Source organism: Bartonella sp. AP280QHHD, from assembly GCF_042196125.1.
Classification (GTDB): Bacteria; Pseudomonadota; Alphaproteobacteria; order Rhizobiales; family Rhizobiaceae; genus Bartonella.
The window spans coordinates 20,742-39,956 of sequence record NZ_JBHIPQ010000056.1 but is presented as its reverse complement, the minus strand read 5'-3'; the positions used below and the strand labels follow the sequence as shown (position 1 = coordinate 39,956).

12 protein-coding genes are annotated in these 19,215 nt (G+C 35.1%); 1 reads left to right on the top strand and 11 read right to left on the bottom strand.

Features of this window, described 5'->3' with window-relative positions:
• Positions 1-88: 88 nt before the first annotated feature.
• Complete coding sequence (locus ACFIMK_RS08945) at positions 89-1,264, bottom strand: N-acetylmuramoyl-L-alanine amidase (protein ID WP_375683654.1); 1,176 nt, start codon at positions 1,262-1,264, stop codon at positions 89-91.
• Between the two features lie 642 nt (positions 1,265-1,906).
• On the opposite strand from ACFIMK_RS08945, the gene ACFIMK_RS08940 reads away from it, so the two are divergent.
• Positions 1,907-4,537: a ribonuclease E/G gene (locus tag ACFIMK_RS08940; protein ID WP_375638393.1), complete on the top strand. Its 2,631-nt coding sequence runs from the start codon at positions 1,907-1,909 to the stop codon at positions 4,535-4,537.
• Positions 4,538-4,626: 89 nt separating this feature from the next.
• Here the strand turns inward: ACFIMK_RS08940 and ACFIMK_RS08935 are convergent, their stop codons facing one another.
• From ACFIMK_RS08935 to nuoN, 10 genes are all read right to left on the bottom strand, one after another.
• Positions 4,627-5,238: an invasion associated locus B family protein gene (locus ACFIMK_RS08935; protein ID WP_273791265.1), complete on the bottom strand. Its 612-nt coding sequence runs from the start codon at positions 5,236-5,238 to the stop codon at positions 4,627-4,629.
• Positions 5,239-6,767: 1,529 nt separating this feature from the next.
• The gene (locus tag ACFIMK_RS08930) at positions 6,768-7,607 is read right to left on the bottom strand and encodes a hypothetical protein (RefSeq protein WP_375613447.1); all 840 of its coding nucleotides are present in this window, start codon (positions 7,605-7,607) and stop codon (positions 6,768-6,770) included.
• A 262-nt stretch (positions 7,608-7,869) separates the two neighbouring features.
• Positions 7,870-11,370 (bottom strand): transcription-repair coupling factor, encoded by a 3,501-nt coding sequence (mfd, locus tag ACFIMK_RS08925; protein ID WP_375638392.1) that lies wholly within the window; start codon positions 11,368-11,370, stop codon positions 7,870-7,872.
• Positions 11,371-11,375: 5 nt separating this feature from the next.
• Complete coding sequence (locus ACFIMK_RS08920) at positions 11,376-11,663, bottom strand: succinate dehydrogenase assembly factor 2 (RefSeq protein WP_375611887.1); 288 nt, start codon at positions 11,661-11,663, stop codon at positions 11,376-11,378.
• A gap of 65 nt (positions 11,664-11,728) precedes the next feature.
• A complete protein-coding gene (locus tag ACFIMK_RS08915; protein WP_375638391.1) occupies positions 11,729-12,409 on the bottom strand; it encodes an ABC transporter ATP-binding protein in 681 nt (226 codons plus the stop codon).
• On the bottom strand, positions 12,409-13,677 hold the full coding sequence (locus tag ACFIMK_RS08910; protein ID WP_375628078.1) for a lipoprotein-releasing ABC transporter permease subunit: 1,269 nt from the start codon (positions 13,675-13,677) through the stop codon (positions 12,409-12,411). The genes ACFIMK_RS08915 and ACFIMK_RS08910 overlap by 1 nt, the downstream gene beginning before the upstream one ends.
• A gap of 11 nt (positions 13,678-13,688) precedes the next feature.
• On the bottom strand, positions 13,689-15,014 hold the full coding sequence (gene proS / locus ACFIMK_RS08905; protein ID WP_375628076.1) for a proline--tRNA ligase: 1,326 nt from the start codon (positions 15,012-15,014) through the stop codon (positions 13,689-13,691).
• 203 nt (positions 15,015-15,217) lie between these two features.
• Positions 15,218-16,894, bottom strand: a complete 1,677-nt coding sequence (locus tag ACFIMK_RS08900) for a ribonuclease J (RefSeq protein WP_375628074.1) — start codon at positions 16,892-16,894, stop codon at positions 15,218-15,220.
• A gap of 45 nt (positions 16,895-16,939) precedes the next feature.
• The gene (locus tag ACFIMK_RS08895) at positions 16,940-17,749 is read right to left on the bottom strand and encodes a biotin--[acetyl-CoA-carboxylase] ligase (RefSeq protein ID WP_375613451.1); all 810 of its coding nucleotides are present in this window, start codon (positions 17,747-17,749) and stop codon (positions 16,940-16,942) included.
• Positions 17,749-19,203: an NADH-quinone oxidoreductase subunit NuoN gene (nuoN, locus tag ACFIMK_RS08890; RefSeq protein WP_375638390.1), complete on the bottom strand. Its 1,455-nt coding sequence runs from the start codon at positions 19,201-19,203 to the stop codon at positions 17,749-17,751. The genes ACFIMK_RS08895 and nuoN overlap by 1 nt, the downstream gene beginning before the upstream one ends.
• Between the last annotated feature and the right edge of the window lie 12 nt (positions 19,204-19,215).

Genomic DNA, 19,215 nt, shown 5'->3' with positions numbered 1-19,215 from the left:
GATTGAGATCAAGAGAAATTGTTTTCTATCTTTTATTTATACTAGGGTACACTAGAAGCCCATATTGATACTCTATTTTCTCATAAATTTAAAGAGGCTGTATCATTTTCTGCCTATAATCAGCAAATTGACGAATAGAATGAGCAATAGAGGCTGCCATTTGTTTTCTCCAATGAGGATCATTTAATAACTTTTCATCCTCTTTATTGGATAAATAACCTATCTCTATCAAGACTGAGGGTATATCTGAAGCTCTTAAAACTTGAAAATTAGCATACCGATGTGGGTTATTAATCAAGTTAATATGATTCTTTGATAAACTTGAAATAACACTATTTGCAAAATTAACCGAAAATGTATGTGTTTCACGTCGTGTAAGATCCATCAAAATATCTGTAACTTCGAGCGTTTCATCTGCAGGCAAACCATCAAGCAAATCAACTTTATTTTCATTTTCAGCTAAAGATTTTGCAATGGCATCAGAGGCTTTATCTGATATGGTATACACTGTGGCACCGCGAAGAGAATGTAGATCAATCGTATCTGCGTGAATAGATATAAAAAGATCAGCATCAAACTCTTGCGCTTTTTTAACTCTTTCACTTAGTCTTAAAAAAATATTGGAATCTCGTGTTAAAGCAACGGTAATATGAGAATCCTTTTGTAATTCGTCTTGCAATGCACGCGCAAAGTCTAAAGTCACATCTTTTTCTAAAATTCCAGTAACACCCCGTGCACCGCCATCAATACCACCATGACCAGGATCAAGAACAACACGGAAATTATATGCTGGCATTAACTGTGTTTTTGTATCAAAATTGCTTCTTTGCTGTTTTTTTAATATCTCATCAAATTTTTCTTGTGTACTTTTACGAATATCAATCAGCAACTGCCATAAACCATTATTTAATTTTTTTACGACATTTTTTTCAACCACAAAAGCCGTTTTACTTGTCAAAATAATGCGTGAAGTCTGTATGTCAGAGAAAGCATAACGCACATCTGAAAGCATAACGGATAATGTATTCCGTTTCTTTAAAGGCGTATTTTGCATCGAAAAGTCAATTGTAGGTAAATTGATAACCAAACGTGCGGGCCTGTCAAAAATCTGTAAACGAACATTTGGTTTTGAATTAAAAACCGCAATAATACGCGTATGAATACTATCACCAATGGTTCGAAAATTAATAAGTCTCAGAGGATCTGCGGCTTGAACACTAGTTTGGAGTAGCAAAAAAGATAATAAAAAGTATGTGACGAGCACAATAACATCCCCATAAGCTGTTTTCAGCTTTTTGGTAAAAAAAAACTCTTATCATAAGCAAAATACTCTACATTACCTTTGTAATAATTTATCTTGGTTACATAAAACGATACACCAATTTATTATCTATTTTTCAATAAAAGCTAAATAAACACCTCAAAACGAAATTAAGGTCATAAAGATATTATAATTATACATGATTTACATTGTTACTTGCCAAACGCATGATATCAACATAAAAGAATATTTATGCTTCCTAGCTGATAATAGTCATCTAAATTATCTGTAACTCATATTAAGTTGTCTTTAGAAGTTTTTTGTCTATTATGCGTTGAGACTTTTTTATGGATGAAAAATTTCTATGTTGTAACATTAGGATTGCATTACTTAAGATTCGTTGGTTCGGATATCCGAACTGTTTTAAAGATTATTTTACCGGAGACTTTTAAGAAAATATGAGTCATAAAAAACAGATGGAAATAATGATGAGAAATGGTGTAAATGCAGTCATGCCTTTGCACGTGGTGTTTCGTCCTGTTTTTCTGGTACCTCCCTTTTATGGCAGACAGCCTTTTATGTTTACGAATAGTTATGGCATTCGTTTGAATAAAATTGTGCATGTCGCCTTCAGGATATTAACTTATGTCAAACAAAATGCTTATAGATGCCTCCCATCCGGAGGAAACACGTGTTGTTGTTGTTCACGGCAACAAAATTGAAGAACTTGATTTTGAATCAGAACATAGAAAACAGCTCAAGGGGAATATTTATCTCGCACGTATTACGCGTGTAGAACCGTCTCTCCAAGCGGCTTTTGTTGAATATGGTGGAAACCGACATGGTTTTTTAACATTTTCTGAAATTCATCCTGATTATTATCAAATTCCTATTGCTGATCGCCTTGCTCTTCTTGAAGAAGAAGAAAAAGAAGCTGTAGGAGAAAATTCTGTAGATACCTTTACGGAAGAAGCAACTAAAAATAAAAAACGCTCCAGAAGAACAAAAAAAAGTGAAAAAAACAATGTTATAGCAGCCGATATTGAAAATGATATCACATCTGAAGCGATAATAATTGATAATACAGAAGAAGCATTAAATGCCAATATCTCTTATGATGAGATTGAAATGGTCGGTGCTGAGGACATCCGTGAAGAGCTCCCGATTTATCAAAGAAAACAAGGGCGCCAGTATAAAATTCAAGAAGTCATTAAACGACGTCAAATTTTGTTGGTACAAGTTATCAAAGAAGAGCGTGGTAATAAAGGTGCTGCCCTTACAACATATCTATCTCTAGCTGGTCGTTACTCTGTTCTAATGCCCAACACAGCACGTGGTGGTGGTATTTCACGAAAAATTACGAACGTACAAGACCGTAAGCGTCTTAAAGAAATCGTAAAAGAATTAGCCGTTCCAAAAGGTATGGGCGTTATCTTACGAACCGCTGGTGCCAATAGAACAAAAGCTGAAATTAAACGTGATTATGAATATCTTATGCGGTTATGGGATACTATTCGCACTTTGACACTCGAGTCAACGGCGCCATGCCTTGTCCATGAAGAAAGCAATCTCATCAAGCGTTCTATACGAGATCTTTATAATAAGAACATTAGTGAAATTCTTGTCTCTGGAGACCAAGGATATCGTGAAGCGAAAGACTTTATGCGTATGCTCATGCCAAGTCATGCAAAAGTTGTGCAACCTTACCGTGATCCTACGCCCATTTTTGCAAGAAATAATATTGAAATTCAACTTGATAAAATGTTGCAACCACAGGTTTCTTTAAAATCTGGTGGTTATCTTGTTATTAATCAAACAGAAGCACTTGTTGCTATTGACGTAAATTCTGGCCGCTCTACGAAAGAATTCTCTGTCGAAAAGACAGCCTTACAAACTAACCTTGAAGCTGCTGAAGAAGTAGCGCGGCAATTACGCTTGCGTGACCTTGCTGGTTTAATTGTGATTGATTTTATTGATATGCTTGAAGAACGCAATGTGAAGCTGGTCGAAAAAAAATTAAAAGATTGTTTAAAAAACGATCGTGCTCGTATTCAAGTAGGTCATATTTCACACTTCGGCCTTTTAGAAATGAGTCGTCAACGTATTCGCATATCGGTTTTAGAAAGTACGACACAGCCCTGCCCACATTGCGCAGGAACAGGAAATATACGTTCTGAATCATCAATTGCGTTACATGTCATGCGCTCAATTGAAGAATATCTTCTTCATAATTCGCAACATAATATTATCGTGCGCACCCCCGTAGCAACAGCGCTTTATGTATTAAATCATAAACGCAATATTCTTGTTAATTTAGAAGCTCGCTTTAAACTTAATATTAGTATTGAAGCAGATGATAGTATTGGAACACAACATCTTGTTATTTCTAAAGGCTCAATAGCAGAGAGAATTTCTCAATCTTCATTGGAAGATGACAATAAGCAAGAAATTGAAGATTCTGTTTTCATAAAAAGTGAATCTATTGAAAATCCTTCTCCCATTGAAACAAACCAAAAGCGTCGGCGCAAAAATCGTCACGGTGAAATTACTGATCATTCTCTCTCCAACGTTCATAAAAAAGAAGATACCTTAAATGATGATTCTTATCGTCGAGGACGTCGTCGAGGACGTCGTGGTGGTCGACGCAATCAAGATAATAATTTTCATCAGATTCGCGTTCCTTATGCAGAACCAGTAGGAGATTTTGCTAAGCAAGCTTTAGCAGAAATTAAAGCAGCGCATCGCAAACGTCGTGTTTCACCTGTTAAATCTTTTGAACTTGAAGAAACAAAAAATAATACACAAGCTCTAGATATACAACAACAGAGTGAATCTGAAAAAAATGATACAAGTATTAAACCTAAAAAACGTAAAACACGTTCTTCAAAAGTAGTAGAAAATCAACTTTCTTTAGAGAATGATCAAAATATTGCAGAACAAAAATCTCTTGAAAAAAAACCTACAACCAGTCCGGTGCGTAAAACTAAAACAAAAAAAGCAGACAAAGCTATTCATGAGGTAGAAGATAAAGCTCTTGAAAAGAGTAAAAAATCAACACGTGGAACACGTAAAAAATCATCTTCTAAAGAGACAACGCAAATACAAAAAATATTAGAGCAAGAAACTGTAATCGAGATGGAGAAAGTTATCGAAACCTCTCCTTCCCAAATTGAAGAAACAATTAATCAACCCGTTGTTATTTCATCAACGCCTAATGATTCTTCCAAAACTGAACGTATTGGTTGGTGGAAACGCAGAATTCTTTCGAAAAATTAAGGATTAAAAAAAACCGCCACAGAAAACTGTGGCGGTTCAAATAAACAATTATAGAAAACGTTTTGACCAACTTTTATGGTGTGGTTTTATTACTTTTGTTTCGCTTTTTCTTGCTCAGCCCGCATACGCTCTTCAATTTCTTTTTGCTTTGATTGAATAGCTTGCTGCAGCTTTATTTGTTCTTGTTGGAAATCTTTTTCCTCCATACCAGGACCGGTATAGGCTGCTGTAAACCCATTAAGAGAAAATTCAATAGGATTAGCTGAACCACGGAAATTAACTGTGGTTACAACCATTTTTGTACCACTTTTCATAGCTGCTATAAGCTTATCATCTAAGACATCATTAGCAATACAACTTGGTCCATTACAAATAATATAAGGAATTTTTTTAGAGAACTCGTCACCAATTTTAATGTGAACACCTTCTGGCAAAAAACGACCTGTCGGCACTTGAATACCTATACGTTTCTCATTTTGCTTCCCTTTTATTTCAACAAGATTAAAAGCCGTTAAAGGTTGTCCCGTATTCGATAATACAGTATTCATTGTATTACAAATATCAACATCATGCTGCTTACTGCAAACTTTGTACCAACCTTGTGATAAAGTTTGCGCATTTGCAGAAATACCAGCTATAAGAAAAAGGGCAGCGGCTCCAACTAATACTGAAACAGCAGAATAAACATTTTTATGCGACATGATTAAGTTAATCCTTTCAACGCGCTCTTAAGTAACTTCAAAAAAATATTAAATATAATTCCAACTTAATTTATTAAATTATAATGAAATAACAATTAATTTTACTATTTTTACTTCAATATAAAAAAAAAAGTCAAATTTAGAGAAAAAATACGACGAGCCATTCTAATTTTTATACACTCATATCATTTCCCCTCTTCATCACATTGGTATTTGATGCAATCTATCCATAAAACACCTCTGTGCATTTAAACTAAGATTACACAAACGAATCAATATTGCAATATTAATTAAAATAAACTCTGATACTACTCTAAAAAACTTACTAATTAAAATTTTTACATTTATTACTCTTCATGTTAAGCTTATAGAACCTTTGCAACAGGTGTTGCAATGCATGAAGCTCTAAAATATCAGATAAATTTTACTGTTTTCCTTGTGTGATACACAAAAACAAAATCATCTACGATATTATTGAAACATTTAATGAATTAAAACCACTGATTGTCTAAAATTTCTGCATAATTGTTAAGAGAGCTTTTTGCTAATGAACAATTTTCTGCCCTTGTTTACAAAATAATAGTGATACGCTTTTGTAATAAAAATTTTATATTCCATAGCGTTTAACTAAACAGTTTAGTTTAAAAATACGCTACTAAAGAAGTGCTTTTTTCTTAATTAAACAACACATTTTCTTAGAGAGAAAATCTATAACTGCTGAAAATATTTTATTTATAAAAAACTTTCTTAAAATATAATAACATATTAATTTATAATAATAATTTATCTTTTTTCTATTTCTATATTGTATGAAAGATCCTAATAGCGCAAACCTCTCTTATGTTGAATCAATAAAATTTATCCACTTGTACATCACAAGCGGAGTTAGTTTTATAGATAAACTACTGAACAAAGGAAACCCTCCCTATGAATCATCTCACGTGCCTAAAGCCATAATAAATTTATGCTCATATATTAAACATCTATTATTGCACTTCTGTACAAATATCATCTCTCAGTTTTATAACGTGAATAAAAAATATAGCTTTTATCAATTTCTTTTAAGTTATTTCTTAAATAAAAGAATCTACTAAAATGATAAATTCTTTTCATCTTTCACAATATCAAAGATATAAATCGTTAATGATTTAAGTTTTAAGAAAAAAATGAATTAAAATATCATTTTGTTTCTCTATATAACACAACTTAGAGCTATAAAATATCTCTCTTATCATATTAATGAAACAAGATTTATGATATGAGATGTATCGTCATTAAAATAATTAAACAGATAAAAATAAAAAACTACAAGCACAAAAAATTATGCATAAAAAGAAAACATAAAAAAGATATATGATTTTATTATTTAATATATATATTAAATCTTATATGATAAGAACAATAGATAATATCTTATGTGCATAAAATTACTTTATTATAAATAATAATTAAAAACAAAAAATTAAAATATATTTTAACTATTATTTAGTATAAAATCTTAATTTCTCTGTATTTATATGAGTAAATTTTTAATTGAATAATTCTTCAACATGAAAACGTATACGATCTATAATATTCTTTTTCTTGTTTGGAAGCATTATATTATGTACTTCTTTAATGGTATTACAAAGCTTAGGTGCACTTTTTACAAACCAATTATCTTCTGTAAGACTATTTTTTATATCGTCAAATATTTGTTTTTCATAACTATAAGAGCCATCTGTTAATAATTCTTTAATATCCCTGACTAAACTAGGACTTATTGAATTATTTGCGCCTTTAGCCCAACTAAAATCTTTATCTTTCCAATCAAAATCTTTGCGCAAAATAGCACCTATATCACTTTGCAATATATCCGCTAACGTATTGCAAGCAATAATAAATATGAGATAATTTTTCATTATCTCATCATCACCTCCACTTTTCTCATTCATTCCCCATTCATTAAACGTTTGAGTTTTTTTTAAATAATCTTTTGCTTTAATCAACTTTTCTTCATACTCCCCTACTTCATACTCTCTCGCTATATGTATTCTAGAGATAATTTTTTGTTTTTTTTCAGCTAGATCCTGTAATTTCGAACCAAGATTATAATATTCATCCTTCAGAGTTTTCAGTTTTTTATATAACTTATTCCGTTCCTGTAAACGCTCATAGTATTCTGCTTTAGAAATATTTTTTTCCCAAATATCCAAATGAGATATACTTTCTTCAATAAATTGTATGCTCTCTTTAATATTCTTTCTTTTGTTTTTTAAATGTTGGTATTGTTCATCAGAAGATAACTCAGCATAAGCGTTTTTTACGCCATATATTAAAGTGAGTAACAAAAAAACGATAGTTAGACACTTTTGTAATGAAGAAAGCATGCTATCTTTACCTAAATTTTTTTTCTAAAAAATTTACAGGAGCTTATTAGCTTATTATATTGAAAGTGCTATTTATTGCAGTTAAACCGTCTAATCTATTTCCTTCATTATATCAATACGTATATAATAAAAACCAAATAAATATATAAGGGCTCTTTATTATAAACTTAAATTTTATTCTTATACAAAATCAATAACTGTTTGTTTTTATAGAATGATTTTATAAAAATGAGTAATAATTCTAAAATAATAAAGATATTTTTTAAACAGAATGTTGTTCTGCCATTTCGACAAGCTGTGTTATAATATTCGCTGCTCCAACAAGCCTTTCATCCGCTGTGGACCAATCACGAATAAGAGCAATACTTTGATCTGGTCGGATTTTTGCCATTGAACCTTGTTTTCCCACCCACTGAACAAGAGCAACACTATTTGCGAAATAGTTATTACGAAACTGTATGACAATCCCCTTTGGTCCTGTATCTAATTTTTCTACATGCGCTTTTCGACACAATGTTTTGATATAAAAGACTTTAAGAAGGTGTTGAACCTCAAGGGGTAAAGGACCAAAGCGATCAATTAACTCCGCTGCAAATTCATCAATTTGTTCTAAATCATCAAGTTCTGTTAAACGACGATAAAGTCCCATACGTAACGATAAGTCAGGCACGAAACTTTCTGGTATCATCACTGTTGTACCAAGGGAAATTTGAGGTGACCATTGCTTATCTTCATTTAGCTCTCCATCTTTTAATTCAGCAACAGCTTCTTCAAGCATTTTTTGATAGAGTTCAAATCCAACTTCTTTGATATGCCCCGATTGCTCTTCACCTAAAAAATTGCCTGAACCGCGGATATCCATGTCATGGCTTGCCAATTGAAAACCGGCCCCTAAGGTGTCAAGAGATTGTAACACTTTAAGACGGCGATCAGCAGCAATTGTTAAAACTTTACCAGCAGGAAATGTAAAGAGAGCATACGCACGTTGTTTTGAACGTCCTACCCTACCACGTAACTGATAAAGGGCAGAAAGACCAAACATCTCAGCACGATGCACAATTAGGGTATTGGCTGTTGGAATATCAAGACCTGATTCAATAATGGTTGTTGAGAGCAGCACATCATATTGTCCATCATAAAATGCATTCATGATATCATCAAGTTGTCCAGCCGGCATTTGTCCATGAGCCACAACGAATTTCAGTTCTGGCACATGTGTTTTGAGATATTCTTCTACAAAAGCCAGATCAGAAATACGAGGACAAACATAGAAACTTTGTCCACCACGATAATATTCTCGAAGCAGGGTCTCTCGTATAACAAGTGCATCAAAGGGTGAAATAAAAGTACGAACCGCCATTCTATCAATGGGGGGGGTTGTTATCAATGAAAGTTCACGTACACCCGATAAAGCTAACCCTAAAGTGCGTGGTATGGGAGTTGCTGAAAGTGTGAGAACATGAATATCACTTTTAAGCTCTTTTAAACGCTCTTTGTGTTTGACACCAAAATGCTGTTCCTCATCAATGATAAGAAGACCTAACCGTAAAAAATTAACTGCATCACTTAATAATGCATGGGTTCCAATGACAATATCGATTGTACCATCTGAAACACCTTTTTTTACTCGTGCAAGTTCTTTCGCTTTTACAAGCCTCGAAGCATGTCCAATTTTAACCGGTAATCCTTGAAAACGCGAAATAAATGTTTTGTAATGTTGACGTGAAAGCAAAGTTGTCGGTACAACAACAGCAACCTGATATCCATTTAATGCTGCAACAAAAGCACTTCGAATGGCTACTTCAGTTTTTCCAAAACCAACATCACCGCATATCAAGCGATCCATCGGCTTGCCTGAGGCTAGATCGTCCAAAACAGCATCAATTGCATTCATTTGATCTTCCGTTTCTTCATAGGGAAAGCAAGCAACAAACTCATCAAATGGTCCAATTGGTGGAAGTAAAGCAGGCGCAGCACGAGTCATACGCTCTGCAGCTATACGGATTAATTGCCCTGCCATTTCCAATAAATGTTTTTTAAGCCGAGCTTTACGTGCCTGCCAAGCAACACCTCCTAATTTATCTAAAGTTACCTCTGTTCCTTCTGAGCCATAACGTGAGAGAAGCTCAATATTTTCAACAGGTAAAAAGAGTAAATCACCTCCAGCATATCTAATTTCAAGGCAGTCTCGTAAAATTCCAGTGGTTCTGATGGTTTTAAGACCAACAAATTGGCCAATACCGTGGTCGATATGCACAATAATATCACCAGAATTTAAAGCAGAAATTTCAGAAATAAAATTTGTATTATTCTTACGCCGCTTTGGCGATCTTATAAAACGATCGCCAAGGATATCTTGCTCTGCTATAATAGCCAAATCTTCAGCCACAAAACCATGTTCTATCATGATAACAGCTGCTAATATGCGATCCCGAGGTGTTGCTTTGACAGTTTGCAAAGATTTTGCAACATCTATTTTTTTCAATCCATGCTCATCGAGAACTTGTAACAAACGATTGAGAGATCCTTCACTCCAACACGCTAAAAGCACTTTTTTACCAGCAGCGCGTAAAGATGCGATATGATCAATAACACTTGAAAAAACATTTTTTTCCTGCGCATTACGCTCTTTTACAAAATCATATCCCTGTTTAACATGTGCGTGAATAATAGTTTGTTCCAAACTTTGTGGAACATTAAAAGGAGAAAAATCAATACGCTGTGAAGATTGTTGCGCACCTTCCAAAACACGCTCTGGCGTTAAATAAAAAAGACTAGGATCTATTGGATGATAAGAAGTAGAATTTTTTTCATCACTTTCGCGCTCTTTGCGCGCATTATAATAGTCTTCAATAAGACGATAGCGCTCAATGAAGACTTCTTCTATGAGATGCTCAAAAACTATCGGTAAGTTGCCACAATGATCAAAAAAGCTATCAAGGTTTTCATAAAAAAATGGAAGCCAATGTTCCATACCGGCAAAACGCCGACCTTGAGAAATTGCTTCATAAAGCATGTTATTTTTTTGTGATACACCAAATGTACGGGTATAATTGCTTTTAAAACGACTGATGCGTTCTGGTGTAAGAACAACCTCACTCATTGCCTGTAATAAAAGTTCAGTTTTTTGGCCTGTTGTCCTTTGACTTTCTGGATCAAATACGCGGATACTTTCTAGGGTATCTCCAAAAAAATCAAGGCGTAAAGGTTCAACATCCATCGGAGAAAAGATATCAAGTATTCCTCCTCTTACAGCAAACTCACCAACATCACGGACAACCGTAACGCGTTCAAAACCATTGGTTTCTAGAAATTGAATAAGATTTCCCATGTTATTGCGCTGGCCAACACGTGCGTGAATAAGCTGAGCTTCTATCATTTCACGAGGAGGCAACTTTTGCATAATTGCATTTGCTGTTGTTAATATAATTGCAGAATATGGATCTTTCCGTAAATTTGCTATGTGTGCCAATGTTGATAGTCGACGTGCCATAACAGCAATTCCTGGTGATACGCGATCATAAGGCAAACAATCCCATGCAGGAAATTGAAGTACGGGTAAATTGGGTTCAATAAAATTTAAAACTTGTTGTAAATGCGCAATTTTTGTTCCGTCACGGACAACATAGATGAGCGGTTTACCTTGTGCAATTTCTGAACTTAATTTAGCAAGCGCAAAGGCTTCAAATCCATCAGTAACGCCATCTAAAATCATACGAACAGAATTATTTTTGGGAATAACAATTTTTTTAAATATAGGCATCGGGATTAATAACTTAAGCAAGTACGATAATTGGCAATATCACGGAAAAGTGGACTATCAACTTCAGAGGGGGGCAAAATTTCTCCAGTAATCCATGTGAGTAAATCACGATCATCAAAAGACATAATATACTCAAGCTCAGAGAGCGTTTTATCATTCATCCCAGTAATATGAGCATCGACATAATGTCCAAAAATGAGATCCATTTCACGAATACCGCGATGCCATGCACGAAAAATCAATCGACGACGACGAGCATCTAATTGATTTTTGTCAACGACAAAAACTGTCATAAAAAATCTCCTTTAATAAAGTAATATAAACTATTCAATTAGTCGTATAAAATTTTTACCTTGCTTTAAGGAAGTTCTATAATCTTTTGTTCTTTAAGTGTAATTCGACGATGCATTTGCTTAGCCAAAGCGTAATTATGTGTTGCAATAAGAGCAGAAAGACCAGACTGACGAACAAGGATAGATAAAGCTTGAAAGACATAAGTTGAAGTTACTGGATCAAGATTTCCTGTAGGTTCATCAGCCAAAAGAACCGAAGGGCCATTTGCTACTGCACGTGCAATAGCAACACGTTGTTGTTCTCCTCCCGATAACTCTGAGGGACGATGGTTCGCACGATGAGAAATACGCAGATACGTCAATAATTTGCGTGCACGATCTTCTGCTATGGATTTTTTTAATCCTGCTATCATTTGCGGTATCATGACATTTTCTAACGCCGTAAACTCTGGAAGTAAATGATGAAATTGATAAACAAAACCAATATCATTTCGTCTTATAGCTGTTCGCTCACTATCAGAGCGCTTTGCACAAGAAACACCTCGTAACATCACATCACCAGCGGTTGGTTTTTCTAATAATCCAGCAATATGAAGAAGTGTTGATTTTCCAGCACCAGATGGTGCAACAAGTGCGACAAGCTCTCCACGATTAAGAATAAAATTCGCTTTATCTAAAACAATGAGTGGCTTATGACTCTCGAAAAAGTGTCTTTCAATCTCTACAAGCTCTAAAATAGCTGTCATTATTCATACCTCAAAGCTTGTACGGGATCTAGCTTAGCAGCACGCCATGCCGGAATGAGAGCAGCAAGAAACGACAAGAATAAAGCCATCATAGCAACCAAGATGGTCTGTTTCCACTCAATTTGTGCAGGCAATTTTGTTAAAAAATAAAGTTGAGGATTAAAAACGTCGACATTAAATAACCAAGATATAAAATCTTGGATATGATTAATATTCGCGGTCGCGATAACACCTAAAACTAAACCCAATATAGTTCCAATAAAACCAATCATCATTCCTGTAATGATAAATATACGCAAAATCGCACTCTGTTGAGCCCCCATCGTGCGTAAAATTGCAATATCATGACTTTTATCTTTTACAAGCATAATCAGCCCTGAAATAATATTTAAAGCAGCAACAAGAACGATCAGAGAAAGAATGAAAAACATAACATTTCGTTCAATCTGTAAGGCTGAAAAAAAAGCCTGATTGCGTGTACGCCAATCAATTAAATAGACCTGTTGTTCAACTACTTTTTCTACAACAGGTTTTATTTGATCAACAGCATCAGGATCATTTAGAAATAATTCCAAAGACTGAACCTTATCTCCCAAATTAAAAAACATTTGTGCTTCATGGAGAGGCATAAAGATAAATATTGAATCATATTCAGACATACCAACTTCAAAAATAGCAACGACTTTATAAGCTTTCACACGTGGGGTAACGCCAAAAGGAGTCTCATCACCATCTGGAGTAATAATACGAATATCTCTTCCAACTGTCAGTCCTAATTTTTCTGCTAAGCCACTTCCAATTGCAACACCTTCTTCTTGATCAAACCGAGAAATCGATCCTAATTTAATGTTTTGAGAGACTGTTTTAAGCTTTTCTAGATCTTGTTTGCGCATACCACGAACTAACGCGCCAGAGCCACCTTGAACTTCACCTTGAACAAGCGCTTGACCTTCAATAACAGGTAAAGCAAACTTCACACCATTTGTAGTTTCTAAAGAAGAAATAAGAGTCTTATAATCAGAGAAACCAGAATCAACTGTTTGAATAATAAGATGCCCATTCATACCAAGAATACGATTGAGAAGTTCTGTACGAAAGCCATTCATCACCGCCATAACAACAACCAGAGCAAATACGCCCAACATAATCCCAATAAGAGAAATAATTGAAATAACAGATGCAACGACATGTTTTTTATTGGGAATCATATAACGAAAAGCGATCATCCACTCATAAGATGAAAAGCATTTTTTTTTCAGCCTCTTCATAATATTTCCTATTAAATTATAGAAAGTTGGCTGAGCACATCTTCAACCTTTAGAGATTTTTTTATTCCTGTTTTTCGATCTTTAATTTCAACTTCATTTTGTGCAATACTGTTAGGACCAACAATGATTTGCGTTGGCAAACCAATCAAATCCATTGTTGCAAATTTTGATCCAGGGCGTTCATTTCTATCATCTAATAACGGATCAAAACCAACCTTCTTTAATCCCTGATAGAGAAACTCACATGCCTGTGTGCATTTTTCATCATCGGGCTTCATATTGATAATCCCAAAATCAAACGGTGCCATAAACTTTGGCCAAATAATACCATTTTCATCATGAGAAGCCTCAATAGCGGCCGCAACAAGACGCGAAGGCCCAATACCATAAGATCCCATAGAGACCACATGCTCTTTTCCATCTTGTCCCATAACTTTTGCTCCCATTGGAGCAGAATATTTAGTACCAAAGTGGAAAATATGCCCTACTTCAATACCACGCGCTGAAAGACGATTATGATCAGAAACTTTAGCCCACTCCTCTTCATTATGCATTTCTTCCGTTGCTGCATAAAAAGATGTCCATTGCTTAACAATATCATCTAAAACAGCTTTATCACTAAAATCGATTGAACTATCAGGAACGGTAAGTTCAAGAAATTGTTTATCACAGAAGATAGCACTCTCTCCTGTTTCAGCCAAAATGATAAATTCATGACTGAGTTCCCCCCCTATTGGACCTGTATCTGCACGCATAGGAATTGCTTTTAAGCCAAGGCGAGAAAAAGTGCGTAAATAAGCAACAAACATACGATTATAAGATGTTTCAGAGCCTTCATAATCAAGATCAAAAGAATAAGCATCTTTCATTAAAAATTCTCGTGCTCGCATCACACCAAAACGTGGACGAATTTCATCACGAAATTTCCATTGAATATGGTATAAATTAAGCGGAAGATCTTTATAAGAACGAACATAAGAGCGAAAAATATCTGTTACCATCTCTTCATTGGTTGGACCATAAAGTAAATCACGCTTTTGACGATCTTTAATGCGGAGCATTTCCAAACCATAATCATCATAACGACCGCTTTCACGCCAAAGATCAGCAGACTGAATTGTAGGCATCAATATTTCTATTGCACCCGCACGTTCTTGCTCTTCACGAATAATTTTACAAACTTTATCAAGCACTTTTTTTCCCAAAGGAAGCCAAGAATAAATCCCTGATGTTTGTTGTCGAATCATTCCAGCGCGCAACATGAAGCGATGAGAAACAATTTCTGCTTCTTTAGGATTCTCTTTTAAAAGTGGAAGGAAATATTGAGAAAGACGCATTGAAATAATTAACTCCTAATCAGATCTATCATATCGGAACAATTTATCACACCCTCTATTCATCTATAGCCGCATTCTGAATACTTGCAAATATAACGATCTTATCATTTAAAAATTTATTGTGCTTTATTCTCTATTTTTCTTATTTAGCAATAAAATAAAAATGCTCTTCTCTTTTTAAATAACGTAATAGGAAAGTTCTTTTATTTTGACCGATGTAAAAAAACTGTACAGATAGGTTTTTTTTGCCAAATTTCATGAACAGCCGCTCTTACTGCACGTCGTGTTGCCTCTCGAATAAGTTCATTATTTTTCTGTTTCATGCGTGGGATATTATAAACTGTATTTTCTACGATATCTAAAAGAATATCTTTTAAACTTTCCCCCTTTCCATTACTTTCAGGTAACCCGAATGTTGTTAGACCTATATCCCCTAATAATTCATGCTTACTATTTATATGGAGAGAAATAGTAACATGACCAGCATAACTTAGTTTACGGCGTTCACGAATCCCTAATTCATCTTCATCTCCAATTAAGCAACCATCCTTATAGATGCGGCCAACAGGAACTTGATCAATAACTTCTACAGGCTCTGGTGCAAGACGTAACATATAGCCATTTCTGATATCCATAACAGTTTTAATACCCGCTTGACGTGCTAAAGTTGCCTGAGCCTTAAGATGCATTGCTTCCCCATGTACAGGGACAAGTATTTGTGGCTTTATCCAATCATACATCTGTAAAAGTTCTGAACGACGGGGATGACCTGAAACATGAACAAGTGCATCTTCATTCGTAATAATTTTAATACCCAAATCAATGAAACGATTTTGTACCTCAATAATCGCTTTTTCGTTTCCTGGAATACTTCGTGATGAATAAATAACGGTATCACCAGCGGAAAGTGCAATATTTTTCATTCCATCACGTGACAGTTTAGCCAAAGCAGCACATGGCTCACCTTGGCTCCCTGTGACAATTAAAACAAGATCTTTTCGCGAGATGTACCCATAATCATCTTCCGTTACAAATGGTGCTAAACCATTCATATAACCAAGCTCTTGTGCAACCATAATACTTCGCTTAAGGGAACGCCCAATGACAAGCACCTTACGTCCAGCAGCTTCAGCTGCAAGAGCAATAGAACGTATCCGACCAATATTAGAAGAAAAAGTTGCTATCGCAACGCGCCCTTCAGCTTTAGAAATAATCTCTGAAAGACTGGCTTGAACTTGCTGTTCTGAAGGAGAGATACCATCCCGACATGCATTTGTGGAATCACAAAGTAATGCTAAAACACCTTTTTTGCCTAAAGCACGAAATCTTTTTTCATCGGTTACAGCCCCGAGTGAAGGGGTATGATCAATTTTCCAATCACCAGTATGAATCACAGTCCCCAAAGAGGTTGTAATTGCTAAAGATACAGATTCTGGTATTGAATGGTTAACGGCTATAGCCTCTACAGCAAAGGAACCTACCTGAAAACAATCACCAGCTTGAAAAATATTGAGTAAAATTTTTTGAGATTCAAAATCTAATTGTTTTTTAGTTTCCAATAATCCTGCCGTAAAAGGCGTACAGTAAATCGGCACTTGTAACTTTGGACATAAATCAAGAACGGCCCCATAATGATCTTCATGTGCATGTGTTAAAACAAGACCCCGTATATTGTGTTTTTCACTTTCTAGAAAACGAATATCAGGCAAAACAAGATCGACACCTGGTAATTCAGAACCAGCAAAACTAATCCCCATATCAACCAGCAGCCATTCACGAAGATATTGGGGACCAAATCCGTAAGCAGCTAAATTCATCCCTATTTCACCTACACCTCCCAGAGGTAAAAAAACAAATTCACATCTATTGGCTGCAACCATAAACATCTCCCAAATCATTAAGGTATCTGATGATAAAATAATTTTTCAATAACGGCCTGCATTAACAGAATCAGCCAAACCAAAATGAACATCCCCAGCTGTTATAATGGCTGTCTGACCGTCTTTTCGCTTTATGATGCAGTTAAAATCACTATCAAGACCATCAAAAATACCCTCAATGACTTTTTCATCATTCACCACTTTGACATGTTTCCCAAGATGAGCGGAATATAAAAGCCATTTTTTTCGGATTATTTCACATCCTTTTGGTTGTTTCCAAAGAAGGTAATTTTTAGAAAAACACTCCGTCAAAACCGTAAATAATTGTTCTGCATCAATACGCAACCCGATATTCTTTAAGCTTGAAGTGGAATAGGGCGCATCTTCATAATTATATTTCACATTTATTCCAATCCCAATAACCAAGGCATATTGTTGTGATGACAATTTTAAAATCTCAAGCAAAACTCCAGAGCTTTTTTCTCCTCTGAGCAAAATATCGTTTGGCCATTTTAAGCTCACAATATTGTTTGTCTGCTTTTCCTCTTTTATCAATTGTTTTATTGCCTCTGCCACACTTACTCCAGCAACAAAACCAAGTTGAGCCGCAGTTTGATGAACAATATCATCAATTAATAAAAGACTAGAATAAAGGTTCCCTTTTGGACTAGACCAAGTCCTCCCTCTTCTTGCTCTTCCCTGTGATTGTTCTTGTGCAACAATCCAAAGATTACCTTGATGACCAGTTTGCGCTTTTCGTTGCGCAATAAGATTTGTTGAATCAACACTATCGTACGCTTCAACAGTGTATCCCTGTTTTTGTGCAAAATCTGATAAAGTATAAACCATATTCATTAAAACAATGCTGTTGCTGCTTTTTCTGCTAGCTCAGCGAACCAAACTCCAAAAAGCGCGTAAAATAAAATAAAGAATACAGAAAGACCAAGACAAAATTGAAGCTCTTTCGATAAAGCAACAAAATGCGCTTTTGCATCATCAAACCACATAATTTTAATGACTCGCAAATAGTAAAAAGCCCCAACTACAGACGCTATCATCCCAACGACAGCAAGTGGCGTAAGTCCAGCGTGGACAGCAGCAGAAAATGTATACCACTTTCCAAAAAAACCAGCCATAGGAGGTATGCTTGCTAAAGAAAAAAGCTGTATTGTCATCACAACAGCCATAAACGGATTCGTCTTTGCTAACCCTGAAAGATCATAAATATTTTCAACATTTCCATTCTGAGAGCGCATTCCAAGAATAAAGGCAAATGAACCAAGCGTCATTCCAAGATAAATAGTCATATAAAGGATAACGCTTTTTATCCCAAGCATATCTCCAGCAGATAAACCAACAAGTGCATAACCCATATGACTGATCGACGAATAAGCCATTAAGCGCTTAATATTATTCTGACCGATTGCAGCAAAAGCACCCAGTATCATTGATGTAATCGCCATGAACACCAAAATTTGTTGCCATGCAGGCATCACGTTATCAACACGCCCTAGGGGAATAAAGGTCACCACAATAATACGGATGATTAAAGCCATTGCAGCAACTTTAGGGGCACCAGCAAAAAATGCTGTAATCGGTGTGGGCGCTCCTTCATAAACATCAGGTGTCCACATATGAAACGGAACAGCAGAAATTTTGAAAGCCAAACCAGCTAAAATAAAGACAATTCCAAAAATGACCCCCAATTGTACATTTTTGCCCTTTAAAGCAAGAGCAATTTCGTGAAAACCAATTTGACCGGTAAAACCATAAAGCAAAGAAATACCATAAAGAAGCAACCCTGAAGATAATGCTCCTAAAACAAAGTATTTTATACCGGCTTCAGAAGATTTTACATTATTACGATTAATCGCTGCTAAAACATATAAAGCTAAAGATTGCAGCTCTAACCCCATATAAAGCGACAGCATATTACCCGCTGAAATCATAAACATCATTCCAAGGGTTGCTAAAAGAACAAGTACTGGAAACTCAAATATATTAAACTTTTGTGCATTGGCAAAACCAACAGACATGATAAGAGAAAAGAGTGCACCAATAAGCATTAAAATTTTCATATAACGACTAAAGGAATCGATAACGAGCGCATTGGTTTGAAATGAACCATTTTTCGGAAAAACTATAAGAATAATAATGGTTGCCACAAGAAGTGCCATAGCTAAACCTGTCACTGTTAAAGAAGCACGTGTATTGGAATAAACACCAATCATAAGCAGCACGACAGCTCCTAATGCAATTAAAAGCTCTGGAAGAATTAAGACTAATTGCGCTATTATTTCAGTTTGCATGTGCATTCTTCC